Below are 18,851 nucleotides of genomic sequence, written 5' to 3'. Positions count from 1 at the left end.
GCGCGCATGAGCGAAATTACTCCTGAAATCGTCGAACAACATGGCCTTTCTCCCGAGGAATATGAGCGCGTGCTTGCAGGGCTCGGCCGCGAGCCGAACCTAGTCGAACTCGGCATTTTCTCGGTCATGTGGTCGGAGCATTGCTCTTATAAGAGCTCGCGCTTTCACCTGAAGAAACTGCCAACCGAGGCGGAATGGGTGATTTGCGGGCCCGGCGAAAACGCGGGCGTTATCGACATTGGCGATGGTCAGGCTGCTATCTTCAAAATGGAGAGCCACAACCACCCCTCTTACATTGAACCCTATCAAGGCGCGGCAACCGGCGTTGGCGGTATTTTGCGCGATGTCTTCACCATGGGCGCGCGGCCTGTGGCGAATATGAACGCTCTGCGCTTTGGCCGCCCTGATCACCCCAAGATGAAGCACCTTGTGCAAGGCGTGGTCGCTGGCATTGGCGGCTATGGCAATTGCGTGGGCGTGCCCACAGTTGGCGGAGAGACCAATTTCCATTCAGCTTACGATGGCAATATCCTTGTGAACGCCATGACCGTTGGCATCGCGGATGCGGATAAGATTTTCTATTCGGCGGCCACTGGTGTCGGGAACCCCATCGTTTACGTGGGCTCCAAGACCGGCCGCGACGGCATCCACGGCGCTACTATGGCGTCAGCGGACTTCGAGGAAGACGCAGAGGCCAAGCGCCCCACCGTTCAAGTGGGCGATCCCTTCACTGAAAAGCTGCTGATCGAGGCATGCCTAGAGCTCATGGCGACCGACGCCATCGTCGCTATTCAGGATATGGGCGCAGCGGGCCTCACCTCCTCCAGCGTCGAGATGGCGACCAATGGCAAGGCGGGCATCCGTCTCGACATGAACAAGGTCCCCTGCCGCGAAGAGGACATGACCCCTTACGAGATGATGCTGTCGGAGAGCCAAGAGCGTATGCTCATGGTCCTCAAACCCGGCAAAGAAGAAATGGCAGCGGCTATCTTTGAAAAGTGGGAACTCGACTTTGCCGTCATTGGCGAAGTCACCGATACGCAGCACATGGTGCTCGAGTTTGACGGCGAGGTTGTGTGCGATATCCCGCTCGGGCCATTGGCAGCGGACGCACCTGAGTATGAGCGGCCCTACATCTCAAAGGATGAGTATGCCGCATGGGCTGGCATTGCGCCGATGAAAGATGCGCCGGACACCAGTGATCCGGGCGCGGACCTTCTCAAAATGCTCGCCTCCCCTGCCCTTGGCTCGCGCGGCTGGATTACTGAGCAATACGACAGCCAGGTCATGGCCGACACGTTGCAAACCGGCGGCGATGCGAGCGTTGTGCGGATTCACGGCACCCAAAAGGCGCTTGCGATCAGCACCGATTGCACACCGCGCTATGTCTATGCCGACCCCTATGAAGGGGGGAAGCAGGCGATTGCTGAGGCCTATCGCAACATCTGCGCGGTTGGCGGGCGGCCTTTGGCGGTCACAAACTGCCTGAACTTCGCGAATCCTCAGCGGCCCGAGATTATGAGCCAATTCGTCCACGCCCTTGAAGGCATGGGCGATGCCTGCCGCGCTCTCGACTTCCCAATCGTGTCGGGCAATGTCAGCCTCTATAATGAGAGCAAGGCGACAGGCGGCGGGTCTGCAATCCTTCCAACGCCAGCGATTGGCGGCGTCGGTATGCTCGACGACGCCTCAAAAATGGTGACGACCGCGTTCAAGGCGCAAGGTGATGCGATCTACCTTATCGCCCCCGAATTCTGGGCCAAACCTGACCCCACCCGCTCTCATCTTGGCAAGTCGCTTTGGCTCGACATTGTCCATGGCCGCGACGAGGGCCGCGCGCCGCCTGTGAACCTTGCGCTTGAGCTGGGCGCAGGACAGATTGTGCGCAAGCTGATCGGTGAAGGTCTGCTCTCAGCGGTCCATGACCTTTCTGATGGTGGTCTCGCGGTGGCACTGGCCGAAATGGCGATGTCAGGCGGGATCGGCGCAGAAGTCACAGCAAGCGATGCGTACACCGCGGCGCAATGGTGGTTTGGCGAAGATCAGGCCCGCTATGTCGTCACCGTTTCACCTGAGAACGCGGAAGCCTTCAATACAATCGTCGCTCAAGGTCCCGATATCGACGAAGCTGAAATGGTTGGCTTTACCCGGATCGGCACCGTTGGCGGAGACAGCCTGCTTGGCGTTAGTCTTGAAGACATGCGCGCCGCCCACCAAAGCTTCTTTGCCGACTGGATGAACGCATAGAGTTCCTGCAACTCTTCTTCCATTACGGCGGGCACTTCCTTTTCCCGTTCCTCATCGCATGGGCGTTTGTGAAGTCCGATTGGCTGCGCTTTGCAGGCGTAATGGTTGCGGCGAACCTTATCGATATCGACCACCTTTGGGCGGTGCCCATATTTGACCCCGACCGGTGTTCTATCGGCTTTCACACCTTCCATGGATTGGAGGCGGGGCTCGTCTATCTTGCCCTGTTGCTGGTCCCGCGGTGGTGGGCGCGGGCGTTTGGCGCAGGGGCTTTGTGGCATCTGATGGTTGACGCAGGCGATTGTATGGCGATGAATGCGCTCACCTTATGAGCGAGCCTTCCCCTCCCAAATCTCAAGACACGAGCGAGCAAGCGGCACCTGCGACCCTGGCGACCCCGGCGACGCTTTTCATCGTCGCCTTCATCGTATTTATCGACATGCTTGGCATTGGGCTCATCATCCCCGCGATGCCCGACCTGCTTGAAGAAGTGACGGGACTGGGGCTCGATGAAACGGCGCAGATCGGTGGTTGGCTGCTGTTCTCTTATGCGTTGATGCAGTTCATTTTTGCTCCAATCATCGGCGGACTGTCCGACCGCTTTGGCAGGCGGCCGGTGCTGCTTACCACGCTGTTCTTGCTGGGCGTCGATTACGCCATCATGGCCTGGGCACCCACACTCTTCTGGCTGTTTGTAGGTCGCATCTTGTCCGGGATCATGGGGGCAAGCTGGGCTGCGGCGAATTCGTGCATCGCCGATGTTGCCGGGCCTGAGACACGGGGCAAATATTTCGGCATTATGGGGGCGGCGGGTGCTGGCGGTTTTGTCATCGGGCCGGGCGCTGGCGGATTGCTCATGACCCTCGATATCCGCCTGCCCTTTATCTGCGCTGCCGTGCTCGCAGTTGCAGGAGCCTTTGCGGGGTTCTGGCTGCTTAAAGAGACCCTCCCAAAAGAGCGCCGCCGCACATTCAGCGCCGCGCGCGCCAATCCGCTCGGCACTCTTATGCAGATGACCCGCATCCCTGTGGTTCTGGGCTTCCTTGGTGTTATCTTCTTTTCCCAGCTGGGAGCGCAATCGCACCAAAACGTCTGGGCTTTTCACACCAAGCTGGTGTTTGATTGGACCGGCGAGCAGATTGGTCTCAGCGTTGCGCTTTTCGGAGTAATGCTTGTGATCGTCCAAGGCGGACTGACCGGAAAAGTGATCGCAAAAATCGGGGCAGAGCGCACCATCATGCTTGGTTTTGCGTTGTCATTGCCTGCCAATTTGCTGTTCGCTTTCGCGCCCTCGGGCTATTTCATGATCATCGGGATCGTGATCGGGGCAATCGGCGGGCTGACCTTCCCCGCGATGCAACAATTGATGAGCTCAAGGATTTCCGAGGACGCTCAAGGCGAACTTCAGGGCGCGATTGCCAGCACCATGAGCATCACCGCCATCATCGGGCCGATTATCATGACCAAAGCCTTTGGCATATTTGCCGATGATGAAGGAATATTCTTCCCCGGTGCGCCCTATCTTCTGGCATTTGGTTGCGGAATAATCGCCATGAGCATCGCGTACTGGAATATTCGCCGCATAAACGGCGACAGTCAGGCCGCTTGAGGCTGCGGGGCCTTGTTTGAAAGGTCGAGCATATCCTCGGTGTGACCTTCCGCTTTGAGCGTCTCAAGGCACTCGCGGTAAATCACCGGCTTACCAATGCCAAGACGAGCCCGCGCCTCGTCAATGTCCTCGTGCATGAGCGCTGCCACGTCGAGGTGAGCAATCTTTGCAGCCGCCTTGCCCAAACGCTGACCCTCACGCACTGACCCGTACAAAGGCGCCTTTGTGCCCGTTACTTTCTTGATCTGGTGCGCGCCCGCGTAAGCGATAAAGATCACGCCTGTGTTGTGATTTTGCGCGTAGCTAAAGCCCAAAAGCGACGTCTCTCCCAGAGCATCGCGGCCATAACCGGTGAGCACATGAAACAGATCGTGCGTGTCACGCAGGCGATCAAAATACCATTCGGTCTGATCGTGTGGGCGCTCATCAGGCGAGGCCCATTTGTGGCTTTCATCGACCAGCCCTTGAGCGCTCAGCCCCTCGCGCTCCATAAAACGGATGTAGTGTGCGCCAACGCTGTTTTCAGGAAGATCAGCCCAGCGCGCATGATCATCGAGCATCGGAGGTATCTGCGTTTGTTCGCGCATGAGACGTTGGCCCAGGTCTGACTTGATGAAGTCCCAGGCTTGCCGGTGCGATCTGCGGCCCTTGGTTGCCTCGATAATGTGAAAGACCTGCTCTGTGTCTTCCTTATCCTCGACCAGCTTGCCGTAGTGGTGGAGCACTTTGAGCGGACGAAAGCCCGAGACGACCCGGTCAGGCGCGACCAATGGGAGCTCCAAAAGGGGCGTGGCTGATTGGGTCATCTCTCTTCCTCCTGATGCGCAAAACTTACAAAGGTGTCAGTTAAAAGTCTACTGGCGTTGCTTGGTAAAACCTAAGATAGAAGCCTCATGCGTGATCATGAAACTGTCCCTTATTCGCTTGTAACTCATTCAGATGAAGAGAGTGTTGCCCGAGCCAAGAGCTTGCGTGACCGCCTGAAAGAACGACGCACTTGCCGGTATTTCTCGGATGACCCTGTACCGCGCGAGGCTATCGAGGCGGCAATTGAAGCGGCGGGAACGGCTCCCAATGGCGCGAACCATCAGCCATGGCATTTCGCCGTGGTGTCTTCGCCGGAAAAGAAGCGCGCGATCCGGGAGGCGGCTGAAGCTGAAGAACGGCGTTTCTATGGTGAAGAAGGCAATACCCCCAAGGCAAGCAATGAGTGGCTGGGCGCGCTAAAAGACTTAGGGACCGATGCCGACAAACCGTTTTTGGAGACCGCGCCCTATCTCATCGTCGTCTTTGCCCAGCGCAAAGGAGGGATCGAAGAGGATGGGAAGACGCAGAACTACTACGTCAATGAAAGCGTTGGGATTGCTTGCGGGATGCTCATTGCAACGCTGCATGAAGCAGGGCTTGCCACCCTCACCCATACGCCCTCGCCCATGGGTTTCCTTCGCGAAGCGTGTGAGCGCCCGGAATGGGAAAAGCCGCTTATGATCGTGGTGGTTGGCCGCCCGAGTGCCGATGCAACCGTCCCCGCCCACGCGCTTAAGAAAAAGCCGCTTAGCCAGATTGCAAGCTGGCTTTAGGCTGCTGCAAGCTCCTCGCCCGCGTCTTCGGATGAAAGCAGGTTGAAGGGATCAATACCCTCTGCTGCCCAAATACGGTGGCATTCGCGGTAAAGCGTTGGCTCTGCGATATTCAGAAACTTGCGCACCTCATCCACCGGCTGTGCCAGCAGCTCGCGGATAGGTTGCTCAAGCAAAGTCGGCGCGCCGCGCCCTGTTGCTTTGGCCTGACGCACTGCGCCCATAACCGGAGCTTTTGAGCCCCACACCATCTTTTTGATATTGGCAGAGCCCGCATAACCGATCAGCAAGTGGCCTTGCGTGGGCGATTGACCGTGAGTGAAGAGCAGCACGCATTGCTCACCCAAAGCATCGCGGCCATAGCCAGTGAGGACGTGGAAGAGATCATGCGTGTCGCGCGAACGATCACCGAACCACTGCACAAGGTCATCGTACTTCGGACGCCCCAAACGGTCACTTTCCGCAACCAATCCAGCAGCGCTCAGTCCTTCGCTTTCCATAAAGTCGCAATAGGCATGTGCGAGGCTGCCTTTGGGCGTTTTGCGAAGGCTGGCGTGATCATCGAGGATTTCCGGCAGGCTTGGCTCAGAGGAGCGGAGCGCCTCACCTTTTTGCGACAACGTCAGCGCCTCAACACGCGGCATAAAATTCCTGGAAGGCAGCGATTCGTAGATTTTGAAGACCAGGCTCGTGTCTTCCTTATCCTTCATCAGCAGGCGAAAATTCTTCACCGCACGCGGCAAAGAGTAACGCGGCGCTGGGCGCTCTGGGTGGCGAAGGACTGTGCCATCGGCGGCGAATTTTTCGGAATAGGAAGGGGTCATGATGGGCTGCTCTTGAGTGGTCGGGCGTCAATGGCCCTCTAACGTTGCTTACTTACATTAGTGTAAATAACAACATCAGTTCCTTTTTGCAACCCTATTTATCTCGCGCCTTCACCTATCACCCTCTGACCAATCCTCTTGAGATATGCCAAGCAGCGAAAGGACCGTCGCCAAATCACCATCGTCGATAATTCCATCGGCCGCAGCCCGCGCCTTCGGCTTTGCGTGATAGGCAAACCCGTAAGTCGCAGCCTCGATCATAGGGATGTCATTTGCCCCATCGCCAATCGCCAAAGAGATCGCTTGTTGATCGATTTGGGCAACCTCTCGCTCAAGCACAGCACGCTTAGTCGCGCTGTCGACAATTGGCCCATCCAATTCACCCGTCAGCACCCCGCCCTCCACAGCCAAGCGATTGCCAACAACCATATCGAAACCAAGCGCCTCGGCGACAGGATCTGCAAAGTGATGGAACCCGCCGGTCACAAGAACCGTCTTGCACCCCTTGGACTTGAGCGTTTGTACCAATTCCCTTGCGCCAGGATTGAAGCTAATGCGCTCATCAAGGCATTGCTTTATCGCAGTTTCCGGAAGGCCTTTGAGAAGGGCAACGCGTTCTTTGAGGGCATTTTCAAAATCGAGCTCGCCAAGCATCGCACGCTCTGTGATCGCTGCGACCTTATCTTTAAGGCCCGCATAATCAGCAAGCTCATCAATGCACTCTTGTCCGATCATGGTGGAATCCATGTCTGACACAAAAACATGGGGAATTCTGATCAATTCGCGAGCGAACAGCCTGTCTGCTAATCCGAAGTGAAGCTTGAGCGCATTGTCCACAACTGCGCGGTCCTCCATCCCAAGGTGAAGTTCGACCACATCTTGCTCGATTGGCAGCCGCACACCGGAATGAAACTCCCAGCCAGTCGGCGACCATGACGCTCTGGGTGAGACCTTTGGAAAGGCTCTGCGCAGCTCCTCGATCCCTGTTTCCCAATCCAATTTGTCTGCTATCAGACGAACAATGAGCACCAACTCTTCTCCTTTGAGCACCACATCTGCGCGGCCGGTCTGGCTCATTGCAGGGCCTACCGCGAGCGGCAAGAGCGATTGTGCGCTGCAATTGGCAAAAGCGCTGTCGAAACACGATCAGACCGGCGTTATCATCAATGCTGACAGCATGCAGGTTTATGCCGATATTCCGGTGGTGTCGGCGGCTCCCACCAAGATTGAGATGAAGCACTGTGAGCACCGTCTCTATGGCGCATGGGACGGGGCTGAAGCATGCTCAGCTGCAAGCTGGGCAGCGCGCGCGAAATCCGAAATCGACGCGCTGCATGGTGAAGGCAAAACCCCCATCCTTGTGGGCGGAACGGGAATGTATCTCAAAGTCTTGCTTGAGGGCATTGCCCCGATCCCGGAAATCGACCCGCTGGTGCGCGAACAGGTGCGGGGGATGGAGACCGCAGACGCCTACACTGCCTTGCAATTAGAGGATCCTTTGCGCGCCGACGTGCTTGAACCTGGTGACAGCCAACGGATTGCGCGCGCGCTTGAGGTGAAGCGCTCTACCGGGGTGACGCTTGCTGACTGGCAGCAGGCAAAGTCTGGGGGAATTGCGGAAGACATCACGCTGAACCCAATCGTTCTTATGCCTGAACGCCAATGGGTGTATGAGCGCTGTGATGCGCGGTTTGCGCAAATGCTGGACAATGGCGCTGTAGCAGAGGTTGAGGCTCTGCTTGCCCGCGATCTTTCTCCAGAGCTTCCTGTAATGCGCGCGATCGGTGTGCCTGAGATAGCTCAGCTTGTGCGCGGTGAAATTACCCGAGAGGAAGCGATAGAGGCAGGCGGTCAATCCACCCGGCAATATGCAAAGCGTCAATTCACCTGGCTGCGCAACCAATGCCCTCCGGAATGGCCGCGCGTTTCGCCTGATGATATTGCTTCAGCGCTTCCGTGAATGTAATATAATTGCGCAAATATATCTTGACTTATTAGATTGTGATGAGTAGCGCGGCTGCGAAAGGCCGAAGCGAACGCTTGGCTTGCCTCTTTGAACCCGCTATACGGCCGATTTGGTCATACGCGGTATGACCGGAAACAAACGTGTAGGATTAACGATCATGGCTGTTGTCATTCTAGTGGGAAAAACGGGCTGATCGGGATCTATCATAGATGACCTGACCGGCCCGCTGCGAATACGCAGAGGGCCTTTTTTTGGGCCTTTTTTATGGGCCATTGGAATTTGGGAGTAAGTGACGTGGGACAGCGCTCTGGAGCGGCCCTTTTGATGGAATGCCTGATCGACCAAGGGGTCGAATATGTCTTCGGCTATCCCGGCGGCGCGGTGCTTCCTATCTACGACGAACTCTTTGGCGATGAACGCATTCGCCACATTCTTGTGCGCCACGAGGCAGGTGCGGCTCATGCAGCCGAGGGTTATGCACGCGCCACCGGCAAGCCGGGCGTTGTGCTTGTGACCAGCGGTCCCGGCGCAACCAATGCGGTGACCGGCATTGCTGATGCATGGATGGATCTCGATCCCCATGGTGGTCATCACCGGACAAGTCCCTTCCGGCCTCATCGGAACCGATGCATTTCAAGAGGCAGACACAGTCGGCATCACCCGCCATTGCACCAAGCACAACTACCTTGTGAAAGATCCAGCGGAACTGGTCGCGACACTGGAAGAGGCGTTTCGCATTGCAACCACAGGACGCCCGGGCCCTGTCGTGGTCGACATCCCCAAGGATGTGCAGATTGCAGTGCCCTCGGAGAGCCGCGACCATGTCGCCCACCACGGCTCGCACCGGTACACTCCGCAAATGGTTGCCCCGATTGAGCAGATTGCAGAGGCCATTGAGATCATCGCTGAGGCCGATGCACCGATCCTCTACACCGGCGGCGGTGTGATCAATTCAGGGCCCCGCGCAACCGAATTGCTGCGCCAGTTTCAAGACCTGACCGGTGCGCCGACCACGTCGACCCTCATGGGCCTCGGCTGTTTTCCCAACACCCATCCCGATTGGCTCGGCATGCTGGGGATGCATGGCACGTACGAAGCCAATATGGCGATGAACCAGTGCGATGTGATGGTCTGTATTGGCGCGCGTTTTGATGACCGGGTGACGGGGCGTCTTGATGCGTTCAGCCCGAACTCTAAGAAAATCCACATCGACATCGACCGCAGCTCAATCAACAAAACGGTGCCGGTTGATCTTGGCATCGTGGGCGATTGCGCGACGGTTCTGGAGCAGCTTATCTCCGCTTGGGACAACCGAAGTCCTCGCGATCTTGGCGAATGGAAAGCGCGCATTGCCGGGTGGCGGGCGAGAGAGTGCCTGGCCTACCCCGAGGTTTCAAAGGCCGATGCAAACGCCATCATGCCGCAAAAGGCGATCGAGCGGCTTTACGCCCTCACCCATGAGAAGTCGCCGATCATCACCACCGAAGTCGGTCAGCACCAGATGTGGGCCGCGCAATATTTCGGGTTCGATAAACCCAACAAATGGCTCACCTCTGGCGGGCTGGGCACTATGGGTTATGGCTTGCCAGCTGCTATCGGCGCGCAATTGGGCAACCCTGACAGCCTCGTTATTGATGTGGCGGGTGAAGCGAGTATTCAGATGAATATTCAAGAGCTTGGCACGGCTTCTCAATACCGTCTGCCGGTCAAGATTTTCATCTTGAACAATGAATATATGGGCATGGTCCGCCAGTGGCAGGAGCTGACCTATGAAAGCCGTTATTCCAATTCCTATTCCGACAGCCTGCCCGACTTTGTCGCGCTCGGTGAGGCTTATGGCTGGAAGGGCATTCGCATCACCGACAAGGATGAACTCGACGCTGGCATCCAAGCGATGATTGACCACGATGGCCCGGTGATCGTCGATTGCTGCGTTGCCAAGGACGCGAATTGCTTCCCGATGATTCCATCAGGCGCCGCGCACACCGAAATGCTGCTTTACGGCGATCAGGTCGAAGGCACGATGGATGACGAAGCAAAGGCGCTGGTGTGATGCGGGCCCTAAGCAAGATTGCCACACTCGCGCTCGCCGCCTCGCTTGCTGCTTGCAGTGAGGAAGCGCCTTTGGGTGAACTGGAGCAACCGGCCAACACCGGCCCTGTTGGTTTCTCCAATTTTGTCGAGCTTTCCGACACTCAAATCGCAGCGACGATTGAGCCAGAATTCGGTTTTGGCCCGATACAGAACGAGGCAAAGAGCCTTTGCACGGATAAGCCGGTATGTGAGGTCGTGATCTTTGAGGATGGAACCACCCTGCCCTCCGCTCTGCCTTACACCGATAGGGAAACCGCAGACGCGATTGCATTTTACAAGCTCGACCGTGCCGATGGGACCGACGAAATGAAGGCACATTGCCAAAAAATCGCACGCACCCCTGCTGAAAACTGCATCGGCGGTTAGGAAAACCCATGAAAATCAAGAACGCCCAAAGCGAACGCCACGTTCTCACGATTACGGTCGACAATGAACCCGGTATCTTGGCCAAGATCACCGGCCTGTTCACCGCGCGCGGCTACAACATTGACAGCCTCACCGTGGCAGACATCTCAGACGACCACGCGATCAGCCGGATCACTGTCGTCACCAACGGCCCGCCCGAGGTCATCGATCAGATCGAAGCTCAACTTGAACGGCTTGTCCCGGTGCACAAGGTCACAGACCTCACGCAGGCCGGCCCCCATGTCGAGCGCGAACTGGCGCTGATCAAAGTCGCTGGCAAAGGCGAAGCGCGGGTCGAAGCGCTTCGGATTGCCGATGTGTTTCGCGCCAATGTGGTCGATACCACGACCGAAAGCTTCGTCTTCGAGCTCACCGGATCGCCGGACAAGATCGACAGCTTCATCGCTCTGATGCGCGGGATTGGCCTCCAGTCGGTTGGCCGCTCAGGCGTTGTCGGCATGATGCGTGGCAATCACAGCGCTTAAGTCATTCTCATTCATACCAATAATACGAATTACAAAAGGGAAACCTCATGAAAGTCTATTACGACGCCGACGCGGACTTGGGCCTCGTCAAATCCAAGAAAATCGCCGTGCTTGGCTATGGCTCACAAGGCCACGCACACGCACAGAACCTGCGCGACAGCGGCGTTGGCGAAGTTGCCATTGCGCTGCGTGAAGGCTCAGCGACTGCGAAGAAGGCAGAGGATGCAGGCTTTAAGGTGCTGTCCAATAAGGAAGCGGCTGAATGGGCCGATATCCTTATGATCCTTGCACCCGATGAGCATCAAGCCGCGATCTATGCCGATGACATTCATGGCCGCTTGAAGCCGGGCTCAGCGCTTGCCTTTGCGCACGGCCTCAATATCCACTTTGGCCTCATCGAAGCGCAAGATGATATCGACGTCATCATGATCGCGCCCAAAGGCCCGGGCCACACGGTGCGCAGCGAATACCAACGCGGCGGCGGTGTCCCCTGCCTGATCGCCATCCACCAAGATGCAAGCGGCGCGGCTAAAGACGTCGCCCTCGCCTACGCATCGGGCGTTGGTGGTGGCCGCTCTGGCATCATCGAAACCAATTTCCGCGAAGAGTGCGAAACCGATCTGTTCGGTGAACAAGCCGTTCTGTGCGGCGGGATCACTCACCTTATCCAAGCCGGGTTCGAGACGCTGACCGAAGCTGGCTACGCGCCGGAAATGGCCTATTTTGAGTGCCTTCACGAGACCAAGCTGATCGTTGACCTCCTTTATGAAGGCGGCATTGCCAACATGCGTTATTCGATCTCGAACACGGCGGAATATGGCGACATCACCACCGGCCCACGCATCATCACCGATGAGACAAAGGCTGAAATGAAGCGCGTTCTCGACGACATTCAGTCGGGTCGCTTTGTGAAAGACTTCGTCCTCGACAACCGCGCAGGCCAGCCAGAGCTTAAAGCCGCTCGCAAGCGTGCCGAAGCGCATCCGATTGAGAAAACCGGTTCAGAATTGCGCGCCATGATGCCATGGATCAGCGCCAACAAGCTGGTCGACAAAGCCAAAAACTAAGGCAATACTCCCCCTCGCTAATCTCAAGCGAGGGGGATCATATGGCTAAACGCGATGTAACTTTGATGCCGTTTGCTTCGCTTTATCCGGCCTATGTCAATAAGGTCGAGAAGAAGGGACGCACTAAGGCTGAGCTTGACCAGGTCCTGTGCTGGCTTACCGGCTTTTCGCAAGGCGAGCTCAATGCGCATCTTGAGGCCAAGACCGATTGCCGCAGCCTCATCGATGCAGCGCCTCTCAACCCGGACCGTGAGCTAATCAAAGGCGTTGTCTGCGGCGTGCGCGTTGAAGAGGTTGAGCAACCCTACATGCGCGAGCTGCGCTATATGGACAAACTCGTCGATGAGCTTGCCAAGGGCAAGAAAATGGAGAGCATACTTCGCGCCCCCTAATGGAAGTCAGCCGCAACACCCGTATCCTCTATGCCCTTTGCGCCATCGCTTTTGTGGTGATTATCGCGCGCGCCTATATGAATGTTAAGGGCGCCGATGCGCTCCAACCGGTCGTGCCGCAATCCGAGGTTCAAGCCTTCGCGCGCGAGCAACTTAATGCCCTGCAAGACCGCAGCTTTGCCGAAAACATTGAACTGTGCGGAATTGTCTTTGAAACCAGCGAGGCTGAACTCGGGGCCTCATTCCCAAGGGACGGCGATGAGGCGACCTGCGACCTTCAATATTTCGACGAGCCCGGAATGGTGCCTATCGCCAGCTTTCACACCCACGGCCGTTTTAGCGCCGATTACGACAGTGAAGTCCCGTCTATCACCGATATTCAAAGCGATATGGAAAGCAGGATCGATGGCTATATCGCAACGCCCGGAGGCCGGTTTTGGTGGGTGGACCACGAGACCGGGATCGCAACACTTGCGTGCGGCGAAGGCTGCTTGATCCAAGATGGGCGGTATCGCCCATGTCCAGGCGATAAGATCGCCAACACCTATACAATCGAAAAGCTGGCGCAGCGCTTTGAAGCGCCCACGCCAGCTTGCTGATTGTTATTACCTGAAAAAAAGAGTGTGGTCGAAGGAGCTAGGAGGAACGACCCTCCAACCACACTCAAGCACACACCCGTCAGGCAGCGGGTGCGCGATTTATGCAGCGCCGCAGGCTGATGCAGCGCACGCTGAAGCTTCGCAGCCAGAAGCGGCACAGGCAGAAGCGGCACAGGCGGAGGCGGCGCAGGCCGATGCTTCACATGCAGAAGCAGCGCATGCTGAGGCTGCACACGCACTCGCCTGACATGCCGCAGCGGCACACGCAGCTGCAGCGCAGGCCGCTTTGCGTTCCGCCTTGGCTTGACGTCGAGCCTCGCGGTTAGCGCGGCGCTCTGCATAGCTAGAGCTGGAGCTCACACCGCTGTTTGAAAAACCGCTTGGGCCACATGGGACGTCTGCAGCCGCAGGCGCGCCAGCAGTCGCCGCCGCAAGGCCGCCAGCGACCATCAACATTTTGGTGAAGCTTGTGTTCTTAGTCATTCTCTCATCCTCTTCGTTGTAAATTATTGCCTGATGAGAATTGGGCGGTCCGGCCCTGCATTGGTGCAAAGGTGTTCTTTCGTAAGTTCTCAGACCGCCAATTAAGGTTCAAATTAATCGCCGAATTTCTTACCGTCCGGGGTCGCAGCCCAGGCAGGATCTGATTTTGCGATGAAGCCATCAATGTCGCCAAGCCAAGTGCCCTGCACATTGCGATTGAAGTTCAAATAGAGCTTTCCATCGTGGATTTTATAAAGCGTGGGGTCTCCGGGTGCGAGCGCGCCGCGGCTCATCGCCCATGCACAGTGGCCACCATATTGCGGCGCGTATGCATCGGGGTTCGCGCTGAATGCGTCCGCGTTTGCCTGGCTTGAGAAGTGAAAGACAGCGCCGCCGTGCTTCACTTTGAAATTGGCGCTGCCAAGGACGGGTTTGCCGTCGCCCTGGAAGTAGCTGACTGTGTCATATCCGCTAACAGCAACATTGCTGCCTTCTACGCCGACAAACACGCCGCCATCAGCCAGCGCGGGGGCACTAAGGGCAACCGGGGTCGAAAGCATCGCAGCGGTCACGAGCGCTAGATACCTGAATTTCATTTGTATTCTCCTTGAATTCGCTTTCAGGGGGGACCGAAAGCGATTGTCGTTGTGCGGCGACCGCAAGGGCTGGTCGGGCAAGGGGGCTAGGGTGTCTGCCGGTGTAAGGGGGGAACCGGCGGGAACCCGAGGAGCGCCTTGCGGCCGCGCACATCTGTTGTTTCGTGGGCCCATGCAAAAAGGTGACACCTTGCTTCAAAAAAGTTTGAAAGTGTGAGGCCTGCGCCTAAAGCGGCAGCCAATATGCGCCTTACCGATTGCCACAATATCGACGATTTCCGCCGCCTTGCCAAAGCGCGGCTGCCCTTCCCTGTGTTCGATTATATCGATGGTGCAGCCGACGATGAGCTTACCAAAGCGCGCAACACTGAAAGCTATGCTAGCGTCGATTTGGTGCCCGATGTGCTGGCCGGGGTGGAGGCAATCGACACCTCCTGCACAATCCTTGGCCGCAAAAGCGCTCTGCCCCTGATCCTGTCTCCCACCGCCGTGCAGCGCGCCTTTCATTGGCAGGGTGAGACAGCGGTTGCGAGGGCGGCTGAGAAGTTCGGCCTGTGGTTTGGTATCTCCAGCCTTGCCACGCGTTCGATTGAGGAGATCGCTGCCCTAACTACGGGGCCTAAGATGTTCCAGCTTTATGTGCACAAGGACAAAGGGCTTAACACCCATATGATTGAGCGGTGTCAGGCGGCGAAGTTCGACGCGCTGGCTCTGACAGTAGACACCATCGTATCCGGCAAACGCGAGCGGTGCCTCAGGAGCGGTTTCACCACCCCTCCCCGTTTCACGCCAGCCAGCGTCTTGAGTTACGCCACCCGGCCGCGTTGGACCCTCGATTATCTCTTCCGTGAGAAATTCCGGCTTCCCAATCTCGACACCCATGTAAGCGAAGGGTCGGCGCAAGCGGTGAGCATTGCGGAATATTTCAACACCATGCTCGACACATCGATGGATTGGAGCACCGCTGCTAGCATTCGCGAGCAATGGGGCGGCACTTTCGTCCTTAAAGGCGTGATGAGCGCAGGCGATGCACGGCGCGCGGTTGAGATTGGGGCGGATGCCATCATGATATCCAACCACGGCGGGCGGCAATTGGATGGCAGCCGCGCGCCGTTTGATCAGCTGCCCGAAATTGTCGATGCCGTTGGCGGAGAAATTGAGATTATCTGCGATGGCGGAGTGCGCCGCGGGACACACGCATTGAAAGCTCTTTGCACCGGAGCAACAGCAGCGTCGGGCGGCCGGCTATACCTTTATGCTCTTGCCGCAGCAGGTCAGGACGGTGTCGAACGCGCGCTTTCTATTTTGAAAGACGAAATCGAGCGCGGCATGCGTCTTATGGGTGTCACATCTGTGGACCAATTGACGGCCGAGCGGCTAAGGCACCGCGCATAAGCGTTGAAACAAAGGGGAGCAGCCTTGAAGAAATACTCTGCAATTCTTTTGGCCATAGCCGTGTCTGCTTGCGGCGCGAGCCCGGACAAAAGCGCGGCAAATGCCGATGATTTTGCTGCCCGTATTAACGGCGGCGCTCAAAAAAGCCCTGCTGCACAGGCGACCAACGCGCCAACTGTCGCGCAACCTTTGCCCGGCGCTGCTGAAGGTGTGTATGCCCCGGGCACCGCTACCGATCCGCAAAGCTCAATCTGCAAGGCCAATCTGATGGGGGATTTCATCGGCAAGCAGGCAGATGAAGCAACACGCTCGGCCATTACCCTTGCAGCTGCTGGCGCATCCCAGGTGCGCTTTGTGACGCCAGGCGGTGCAACCATCAACCCGGATGCGACCAACCCACGCCTTAACATCATGATCGACAATCTTGGCGTGATCCGGGATGCCCGCTGCGGTTAAAGCAAGCATGCGATAGGCACAAAAAAGCCCGGCGCTGAGCGATCAGCACCGGGCTTTTTGTTTGTGGTTCAACGATTAGCCTTTGTAGTGCTCATCGGCTGAATGAGTTGGGTAGTTCTTGTCACCGCTTTCGATGAAGCCTGGGATGTCCTTTTCCCATTTGGTCTGAACATCTTTGCTAAAGTTCAGATACAGCGTGCCATCCACGATTTCGTAAACTTCCGGATCGCCTGGTGCCAGCGCATCATTGGCGCCAATCGCCCAAGCGCAGTAACCGCCATATGCAGGGGCATATTTTGCAGGGTCTTCGATAAAGGTGTTGGCGTTGTCTTCGTTAGCGAAGCGATAGTCATAGCCGTTGTAGCGTACGGTCAATCCTTCCGTGCCTACGACAGGTGTGCCCTCGCCTACAAAATAGCTGACAACGTCATAGCCGCGCACAGCCAAAGTCTCGCCCTTGTTCTCGGTGTAGATCGGGTTTTCCGCTTCGCCACCAAGGTCAGCAAAGAGCGCCGTATCTTCAGCAGCAGCAGCGTCAGCCGCCATCATGGAATCGCCTTCAGAGGCATTTTCAGCAGGAGCAGAACATGCAGCAACGGTTGCGAGCAGTGCGAGAGTAAAAAGTGATTTTTTCATCGGGGTATCCTCCATTTAACGTAACTTCATTTTTCCCAGCGGCCTGATTGCTGGGTCAATGACAGTTTCGCCAGTCCCGCTGATTAGGTTACACGAAAATTCTCAGGCGCCACAAAAAATGACAAACCGTCTGGAAAATAGCGCATTTTGAGGATGCATAATCTTGCACTCCCCCATTAAATCGGCAAAAGCTACACATATGACTTACGGCCTCACGCTACTCCTACGACTTACCCGCCCTTGGACGGCGTAGGGCTTCGCGCGTGAAGATGACGCGGCCCACCGTTCAAGGGGCTGCAAAAACCGTCACTTCCAAAACCAAATGCCAAGCTGAGCGAGCCTAAGCCATGCTGAAAAATCCATCCGCCAAATACCGCCCCTTCCCGCAGATTAATTTGCCTGATCGCCAATGGCCATCGCGCACTATTGATAAAGCCCCGCGCTGGCTTTCGACCGATCTTCGCGATGGCAATCAGTCGATTATCGATCCCATGGATGCGGTGAAGAAACGCCGGTTCTTCGACCTGCTGGTTGAGGTGGGCGTTAAAGAGATTGAGGTGGGTTTCCCCAGCGCCGGGGCGACCGAGTTCGATTTTATCTCTGGCCTTGTTAGGGGCGATGCGGTGCCGGACGATGTGACGGTCCAAGTGCTCACACAAAGCCGCGAAGACCTGATCCGCACCTCGTTTGAGAGCCTTCGCGGTGCGCGCGCTGCCATCGTCCACCTCTATAATGCGGTGAGCCCTGCCTGGCGCGACATTGTCTTCCGCATGAGCAAAGACGAAGTGCGCGAAATTGCCAAAACCGGCGCAAAGGTCATGCGAGATTGCGCCGCTCAGCAGCCGGACACCGATTGGCACTTCCAATATTCGCCTGAAACCTTCTCCACTGCTGAAATCGACTTCTCCATCGAGGTGTGCGCAGCCGTGATGGAAGTGCTTCAGCCTACGCCTGACAAGCCCATCATTTTAAATCTGCCCGCAACGGTCGAGGCGGCTACCCCCAATATCTACGCCGATCAGATCGAATATTTCTGCAAGCATCTGCCGGGTCGCGAAAGCGCCGTGATCAGCCTTCACACGCACAACGACCGAGGCACAGGCGTGGCTGCTGCTGAGCTAGGCTTGATGGCAGGCGCGGACCGGGTCGAGGGATGTTTGTTCGGCAATGGCGAGCGCACGGGCAATTGCTGCCTCGTGACAATGGCGCTCAATATGTACACGCAAGGCGTCAACCCTGAGCTTGATTTTTCCAACATCGACCGCGTGATAGAGACGGTCGAATATTGCAATGACCTGCCCGTCCACCAACGCCATCCTTACGGCGGCGAATTGGTCTACACCGCGTTCTCAGGCAGCCACCAGGACGCGATTAAGAAGGGCTTTGAGGCGCACAGCGCCCAGAATGATGAGTTGTGGCGCGTGCCTTACCTCCCCATCGACCCTGCGGACTTGGGCCGCGATTATGAAGCGGTCATCCGCGTGAACTCACAAAGCGGTAAAGGCGGTTTTGCATGGGTGCTGGAACAAGACCAGGGCCTCAAACTGCCCAAGAAAATGCAGGCTGACTTCTCGCGTCATGTCCAACACATGGCAGACGAACTTGGCCGCGAACTCAACGCCGCCGACATTTGGGACGCCTTCAAGGGTGCCTATCACATCGGTTCATCCGACCGGAAATTCCAGCTTGTCGACTATGAGGAAAGCCGCGCGTCGGATGGCACTCGGCTGTTCGCAGGCAAGATCGCGGTTGATGGCGGCGAACAAAGCCTTTCTGGACGCGGCACCGGCCTTATCTCAAGCGTGCTCACCACCTTAGAAGAAGCTTTTGATCTGGAGCTCAAAGTTCTCGACTATAGCGAACACGCGCTTGGCACCGGCCGCAATGCGAAGGCAGCGGCATATCTGATGTGCCAATCTGGCGAACGCATTATCTGGGGCTGCGGGATTGATACCGATGTTTCGACCGCGAGCGTAAGAGCGGTGCTGAGCGCGGCCAATTCGGCGGCGTGAGGCTA

General features: G+C 57.0%; 19 protein-coding genes and 1 pseudogene. 14 read left to right on the top strand and 6 right to left on the bottom strand.

The features are described from left to right. Positions 1-6: 6 nt before the first annotated feature. From purL to AC0V61_RS14730, 3 genes are read left to right on the top strand one after another with little or no spacing between them, the layout of a single operon-like run. Entirely contained in the window at positions 7-2,247 is a 2,241-nt protein-coding gene (purL, locus tag AC0V61_RS14740) for a phosphoribosylformylglycinamidine synthase subunit PurL (RefSeq protein ID WP_486158743.1), read from the top strand. After that, positions 2,232-2,579 carry a DUF6122 family protein gene (locus tag AC0V61_RS14735; RefSeq protein ID WP_486159584.1) on the top strand — a complete coding sequence of 116 codons (348 nt, stop codon included), beginning with the start codon at positions 2,232-2,234 and terminating at the stop codon, positions 2,577-2,579. The genes purL and AC0V61_RS14735 overlap by 16 nt, the downstream gene beginning before the upstream one ends. Then, positions 2,576-3,856 (top strand): TCR/Tet family MFS transporter, encoded by a 1,281-nt coding sequence (locus tag AC0V61_RS14730; RefSeq protein ID WP_486158741.1) that lies wholly within the window; start codon positions 2,576-2,578, stop codon positions 3,854-3,856. The genes AC0V61_RS14735 and AC0V61_RS14730 overlap by 4 nt, the downstream gene beginning before the upstream one ends. Here AC0V61_RS14730 and AC0V61_RS14725 read toward each other — a convergent pair. Continuing rightward, entirely contained in the window at positions 3,844-4,662 is an 819-nt protein-coding gene (locus AC0V61_RS14725; RefSeq protein WP_486158740.1) for a Coq4 family protein, read from the bottom strand. The two genes, AC0V61_RS14730 and AC0V61_RS14725, sit on opposite strands and share 13 nt — an antisense overlap. An 87-nt stretch (positions 4,663-4,749) precedes the next feature. Here AC0V61_RS14725 and AC0V61_RS14720 point away from each other — a divergent pair, with 87 nt between their 5' ends. Further along, complete coding sequence (locus AC0V61_RS14720) at positions 4,750-5,436, top strand: nitroreductase family protein (protein WP_486158738.1); 687 nt, start codon at positions 4,750-4,752, stop codon at positions 5,434-5,436. Here AC0V61_RS14720 and AC0V61_RS14715 read toward each other — a convergent pair. Together AC0V61_RS14715 and serB are read right to left on the bottom strand one after the other, a co-directional pair. Then, a complete protein-coding gene (locus tag AC0V61_RS14715) occupies positions 5,433-6,260 on the bottom strand; it encodes a Coq4 family protein (protein WP_486158737.1) in 828 nt (275 codons plus the stop codon). The genes AC0V61_RS14720 and AC0V61_RS14715 overlap by 4 nt on opposite strands. 111 nt (positions 6,261-6,371) lie before the next feature. Next, complete coding sequence (serB, locus tag AC0V61_RS14710) at positions 6,372-7,289, bottom strand: phosphoserine phosphatase SerB (RefSeq protein ID WP_486158735.1); 918 nt, start codon at positions 7,287-7,289, stop codon at positions 6,372-6,374. Between serB and miaA the strand changes: the two genes are divergently transcribed. From miaA to AC0V61_RS14675, 7 genes and pseudogenes are all read left to right on the top strand, one after another. Then, entirely contained in the window at positions 7,282-8,220 is a 939-nt protein-coding gene (gene miaA / locus AC0V61_RS14705) for a tRNA (adenosine(37)-N6)-dimethylallyltransferase MiaA (protein ID WP_486158734.1), read from the top strand. The genes serB and miaA overlap by 8 nt on opposite strands. A 270-nt stretch (positions 8,221-8,490) precedes the next feature. Beyond that, positions 8,491-10,279, top strand: a pseudogene (gene ilvB / locus AC0V61_RS14700) (biosynthetic-type acetolactate synthase large subunit). Beyond that, a complete protein-coding gene (locus AC0V61_RS14695) occupies positions 10,279-10,686 on the top strand; it encodes a hypothetical protein (RefSeq protein WP_486158733.1) in 408 nt (135 codons plus the stop codon). Before ilvB ends, AC0V61_RS14695 begins: the two are co-directional and overlap by 1 nt. A gap of 8 nt (positions 10,687-10,694) precedes the next feature. After that, complete coding sequence (gene ilvN, locus AC0V61_RS14690) at positions 10,695-11,210, top strand: acetolactate synthase small subunit (protein ID WP_486158731.1); 516 nt, start codon at positions 10,695-10,697, stop codon at positions 11,208-11,210. 47 nt (positions 11,211-11,257) lie between these two features. Continuing rightward, positions 11,258-12,277, top strand: a complete 1,020-nt coding sequence (gene ilvC / locus AC0V61_RS14685; RefSeq protein ID WP_486158729.1) for a ketol-acid reductoisomerase — start codon at positions 11,258-11,260, stop codon at positions 12,275-12,277. A 41-nt stretch (positions 12,278-12,318) separates the two neighbouring features. Beyond that, entirely contained in the window at positions 12,319-12,669 is a 351-nt protein-coding gene (locus tag AC0V61_RS14680; RefSeq protein WP_486158727.1) for a DUF2200 domain-containing protein, read from the top strand. After that, a complete protein-coding gene (locus AC0V61_RS14675; protein ID WP_486158725.1) occupies positions 12,669-13,268 on the top strand; it encodes a DUF4329 domain-containing protein in 600 nt (199 codons plus the stop codon). The genes AC0V61_RS14680 and AC0V61_RS14675 overlap by 1 nt, the downstream gene beginning before the upstream one ends. A 99-nt stretch (positions 13,269-13,367) precedes the next feature. On the opposite strand, the gene AC0V61_RS14670 is transcribed toward AC0V61_RS14675, so the two are convergent. Beyond that, on the bottom strand, positions 13,368-13,751 hold the full coding sequence (locus AC0V61_RS14670; protein ID WP_486158723.1) for a hypothetical protein: 384 nt from the start codon (positions 13,749-13,751) through the stop codon (positions 13,368-13,370). A 113-nt stretch (positions 13,752-13,864) separates the two neighbouring features. Then, positions 13,865-14,347 (bottom strand): YHS domain-containing (seleno)protein, encoded by a 483-nt coding sequence (locus tag AC0V61_RS14665; protein ID WP_486158721.1) that lies wholly within the window; start codon positions 14,345-14,347, stop codon positions 13,865-13,867. Positions 14,348-14,590: 243 nt separating this feature from the next. On the opposite strand from AC0V61_RS14665, the gene AC0V61_RS14660 reads away from it, so the two are divergent. Together AC0V61_RS14660 and AC0V61_RS14655 are read left to right on the top strand one after the other, a co-directional pair. Beyond that, entirely contained in the window at positions 14,591-15,742 is a 1,152-nt protein-coding gene (locus tag AC0V61_RS14660) for an alpha-hydroxy acid oxidase (RefSeq protein ID WP_486158720.1), read from the top strand. Between the two features lie 24 nt (positions 15,743-15,766). Then, on the top strand, positions 15,767-16,198 hold the full coding sequence (locus AC0V61_RS14655) for a hypothetical protein (RefSeq protein ID WP_486158719.1): 432 nt from the start codon (positions 15,767-15,769) through the stop codon (positions 16,196-16,198). 75 nt (positions 16,199-16,273) lie between these two features. Here AC0V61_RS14655 and AC0V61_RS14650 read toward each other — a convergent pair whose 3' ends face one another. After that, complete coding sequence (locus tag AC0V61_RS14650; RefSeq protein ID WP_486158717.1) at positions 16,274-16,834, bottom strand: YHS domain-containing (seleno)protein; 561 nt, start codon at positions 16,832-16,834, stop codon at positions 16,274-16,276. A 347-nt stretch (positions 16,835-17,181) separates the two neighbouring features. On the opposite strand from AC0V61_RS14650, the gene leuA reads away from it, so the two are divergent. Then, positions 17,182-18,846 carry a 2-isopropylmalate synthase gene (leuA, locus tag AC0V61_RS14645; protein WP_486158716.1) on the top strand — a complete coding sequence of 555 codons (1,665 nt, stop codon included), beginning with the start codon at positions 17,182-17,184 and terminating at the stop codon, positions 18,844-18,846. Positions 18,847-18,851 lie beyond the last annotated feature (5 nt).

The organism is Erythrobacter sp. JB1-4, from assembly GCF_057365025.1.
The sequence above is the reverse complement of the archived record's forward strand: the minus strand, read 5'-3'. Positions and strand labels throughout refer to the sequence as shown.